We start from the raw sequence: 4,621 nt of genomic DNA, 5'->3' as shown, positions 1-4,621 counted from the left end.
CGGGTGTCGGGGTGGCGGCGGTCAACGGCCCGTCCACCGTCGTGGTGTCCGGCCCGCCGCAGCCCGTCGCCGACCTGGTGGCGGCGTGCGAGGCCGAGGGCCTGCGCGCCCGGCTCATCCCGGTCGACTACGCCTCCCACTCCGAAGCCGTGCAGCAGGTCGCCGAGCAGCTGCGCGCCGACCTGGCCGACGTGACCCCGCAGGCCGGTCACACCCGGCTCGTCTCCACGCTGACCGGGGACTGGGCCGACCCCGCCTCGATGACGGCGGACTACTGGTACGACAACCTGCGGCAGACCGTGCGGTTCGACCCGGCCGTGCGGGTCGCCGTCGCCGCCGGTCACACGACGTTCGTGGAGATCAGCCCGCACCCGGTGCTGACGATGCCGGTGACGGCGATCCTGGACGACACCGGTGCCGCCGGCCACACCCTGGGCAGCCTGCGCCGCGGTGACGACGACGCGACGCGGCTGCTGACCAACCTCGCCACCGCGCACGCCATCGGCCTACCCGTCGACCTGGCGGACGTCCTCGCCGAGACCGACGTGACGCCGTTGCCCACGTACGCCTTCGACCACCAGCGGTTCTGGCTCGACGGCAGCGGCGGCCCCGACCTGGAGAGCCTGCTCCAGGGCGCGGGCGACCCCAGCGACGCGAGTTTCTGGGCCGCCGTGGAACGCGGGGACGTCACGGCCCTCGCCGAGACCATCGCCACCGAGGACACTCCGGCACACGAGGTCCTCGACGCGCTGCTGCCGGCCCTACCGCTGCTCACCTCCTGGCGCCGGCAGCGACGCCGGCAGTCCGACATCGACAGCTGGCGCTACCAGGACACCTGGAAGCCCCTGACCGGCCTGGTCAACCGGGGCATGCCCGGCACCTGGGTCGTGGTCATGCCGACCGGCGACATCATCGAGCCCTGGCAGGACGCCTGCGTCGAGGCGTTCACGGCCGCCGGCGCGACCATCGTCCCGGTGCCCGTCTCCACCCCCGACGTCGACCGCGACCAGTTCGGCAAGCTGCTGCGGGAGGCGCTCGCCGCCGCACCGGGCGGCGACGACGCCGCTGTCGAGCTGACCGGCGTGGTCTCGCTCCTCGCCTTCGACGAGCTGGCCCACCCGCTGCACCCGTCCGTGCCCGGTGGCTTCGCCGCCACCGTCGCGCTCTTCCAGGCCCTCGGCGACCTCGGCCTGCGCGCCCCGATGTGGAGCGTCACCTCCGGTGCGGCCTCCGTCGGCATGGCCGACCTGCTGCGCTCCCCGGTGCAGTCGCTGGTCTGGGGCTTCGGCCGGGTCGCCGCGCTGGAGCACCCGCAGCGCTGGGGCGGCCTCGTGGACCTGCCGGAGGCCGTCGACGAGCGCTGCGCCGACCTGCTGGTCGCGGCCCTCACCGCCGCCGGGGAGGAGGACCAGATCGCGGTACGCCCCGGCGGCCTGCTCGCCCGCCGGCTCACCCGGGTTCCGCTCGGCGAGAGCCAGCCCGCCAACCCGTGGCAGCCGTACGGCACGGGGCTGGTCACCGGCGGCACCGGCGCGCTCGGTGGGCACGCCGCCCGCTGGCTGGCCCGCAGCGGTGTGGAGAACATCGTCGTCGTCAGCCGGCGGGGCATGGCCGCGCCGGGCGCGCAGCAGCTCGTCGACGACCTCACCGAGCTGGGCGCCCAGGCCACCGTGGTCGAGTGCGACGCCTCCGACCGCGACGCGCTGGCGGACCTGATCGACGCGATCCCCGCCGAGTACCCGCTCACCACGGTCGTGCACGCCTCCGCCGTACTCGACGACGCCATGATCAACGATATCCGGCCGGAGCAGATCGAGCGGGTCCTCCAGGCCAAGGTCGACGTCGCGTACAACCTGCACGAGCTGACCCTCGACCACGACCTGTCCGCGTTCATCATGTTCTCGTCCTTCGCCGGCAGCGTGGCCAGCTCCGGCGTCGGCAACTACGCCCCGAGCAACGCGTTCCTCGACGCGCTCGCCCAGCACCGGCGCGGCCTGGGCCTGACCGCCACCTCCATCGCCTGGGGGGCGTGGGCCGGCGGCGGCATGGCCGACGGGCCGCTCGGCGAGCTGCTGCACCGGCACGGCGTACCGGAGATGACACCCGAGGCGGCCATCGCCGCGCTGCACCAGGCCGTGGACCACGGCGAGGCGTTCCTCACCATCGCCGACATCGCCTGGGAACGGTTCTCCGTCGCCTTCACCGCCACCCGGCCCGGCCCGCTGATCAGCGACCTGCCGGACGTGCGGCGGCTCGTCACGGCCGAGACGGTGGCCAGCGTGGAGGCCGGCGACGGCCCGGACTCGTTGCAGGAGCGGCTCGCCGGGCTGCCCGCCGCCGAGCGGCACGCCGTGCTGCTCGGGCTGGTGCGCAGCCAGGTCGCCGCCGTGCTCAACTACCCGTCCGCCGAGTCGGTGGACGAGCACCGGGCGTTCCGGGAGCTGGGCTTCGACTCCGTCACCGCGGTCGAGCTGCGCAACCGGCTCGGCTCGGCCACCGGCGTGGCCCTCCCGGTCACCCTGGTCTTCGACTACCCGACCCCGACGACCCTGGCGGAGTACCTCTTCGCCGAGGTCGCCCACGACGACGTGGTCACCCCGAACGCCCTCCTCGACGATCTGGACCGGATCGCCGACAGCCTCGACGTGGTGGCGCGGGACGAGGCCGCCCGGATCCGGGCCACCGTACGTCTCCAGGCGATGCTCTCCCGGCTCGCCCAGGACAGCGGTGGCGCCGACATCGGCCGGCACCTCGACGACGCCACCGACGACGAGTTGTTCGCGATGGTGGACAAGGACCTCGGCATCTCCTGACCTTCCAGCTCCAGCTCTCTCCCGTCCCTTTCGAGGAAGCGGCACTCCGATGGCCAACGAAGACAAGCTCCGCGACTACCTCAAGCGGGTCATGGCTGATCTCCACGACACCCGCCGCCGGCTCAGTGAGGCACAGTCCCAGGAACTGGAGCCGGTGGCGATCGTGGCGATGAGCTGCCGGTTGCCGGGCGGGGTGCGCAACCCCGACGACCTGTGGGAGCTGTTGCGGGACGGCCGGGACGCCGTCACCCCCTTCCCCGACGACCGGGGCTGGGATCTGGAGCGCCTCTACCACCCCGACCCCGACCATCCGGGCACCTCGTACGCCCGGGAGGGCGGGTTCGTCGACGGGGTCGGGGACTTCGACTCCGCCTTCTTCGGCATCTCGCCTCGCGAGGCGTTGTCCATGGACCCGCAGCAGCGACTGCTGCTGGAGACCTCCTGGGAGGCGGTCGAGGCCGCCGGGATCGACCCGGCCTCGCTGCGCGGCAGCCGGACCGGGGTGTTCGTCGGCACCAACGGGCAGGACTACGGCACCCTGCTGATGGTGTCGCCGGACGGCGACGAGGGTCACTCGATGACCGGGGGCGCGGCGGCCGTCGCGTCGGGTCGGGTGTCGTACGCCCTCGGGCTGGAGGGGCCGGCCGTCTCCATCGACACGGCCTGCTCGTCGTCGCTGGTGGCGCTGCACCTCGCGGTGCAAGCCCTGCGGGCGGGGGAGTGCGAGCTGGCGCTGGCCGGCGGGGTGACCGTGATGGCCACCCCGGGCCTCTACATCGGATCGAGCCGGCAGCGCGCCCTCTCCACGGACGGGCGGTGCCGGTCGTTCGCCGCCGGCGCCGACGGCGCGGGGTTCTCCGAGGGCGTCGGCTGGTTGCTGGTCGAGCGGCTGTCGGACGCCCGCCGCAACGGCCACCGCGTCCTCGCCGTGGTACGCGGCTCCGCCGTCAACCAGGATGGCGCGTCGAACGGGCTGACCGCGCCGAACGGGCCGGCGCAGCAGCGGGTGATCAGCCAGGCCCTCGCCTCCGCCCGGCTGTCCACCGCCGACGTCGACGTCGTGGAGGCGCACGGCACCGGCACCAAGCTGGGCGACCCGATCGAGGCGCAGGCGCTCATCGCCACGTACGGGCAGGACCGGGGGGAGGCCCCGCCGCTGCTGCTCGGCTCGGTGAAGTCGAACATCGGCCACGCCCAGGCCGCGGCGGGCGTCGCCGGCGTGATCAAGTTGGTGCTCGCCATCCGGCACGGCCTCGTCCCGGCGACGCTGCACGTCGACGCGCCGTCCCCGCACATCGACTGGACGGCCGGCGCGGTGGAACTGGCCACCGAGGCGCGACCGTGGCCCGAGACGGGCCGGGTACGGCGGGGCGCGGTCTCCTCGTTCGGCATCTCCGGCACCAACGCCCACGTGATCATCGAGCAGCCGGACGAGGCGGCCGAGGGGCGTCCGTCCGACTCCGCCCCCGGCCTGGTCGCCGCCGACGTGGCCCTCTGGCCGGTGTCGGCCCGGTCGAGGGCCGCCCTGGCCGGGCAGGCCGCCCGGCTCGCGCAGCACGTGCGCGAGCACGGCGAGTTCGCCCCGGCGGCGGTGGGCTGGTCCCTGGCCACCACCCGGTCGACGTTCGACCACCGCGCCGCCGTGGTCGCCCCGACCGCCGACGAGCTGCTGGCCGGGATGGACGCGGTCGCGGCCGGTCTGCCGGCCGGAAACGTGGTCACCGCCGTGGTGTCGGGCCCCGGCGCGGGCCCGGTGTTCGTGTTCCCGGGTCAGGGTGCCCAGTCGGTGCGGATGGCCGCCGGTCTGG

The 4,621-nt window shown here is 74.4% G+C and carries 2 protein-coding genes; both read left to right on the top strand.

Translation table 11 applies throughout. From position 1 onward, the window contains the following. Positions 1 to 2,813 (top strand): SDR family NAD(P)-dependent oxidoreductase (locus tag V6V16_RS27580; RefSeq protein ID WP_334566838.1); only part of this gene is annotated, 2,813 nt, incomplete at its 5' end. Between the two features lie 49 nt (positions 2,814 to 2,862). Next, positions 2,863 to 4,621: type I polyketide synthase (locus V6V16_RS27575; RefSeq protein ID WP_334566835.1), on the top strand; the 1,759-nt coding region annotated here is incomplete at its 3' end.

It is taken from the genome of Micromonospora sp. CPCC 205561, assembly GCF_036906775.1.
GTDB lineage: Bacteria > Actinomycetota > Actinomycetes > Mycobacteriales > Micromonosporaceae > Micromonospora.
The sequence above is the reverse complement of the archived record's forward strand: the minus strand, read 5'-3'. Positions and strand labels throughout refer to the sequence as shown.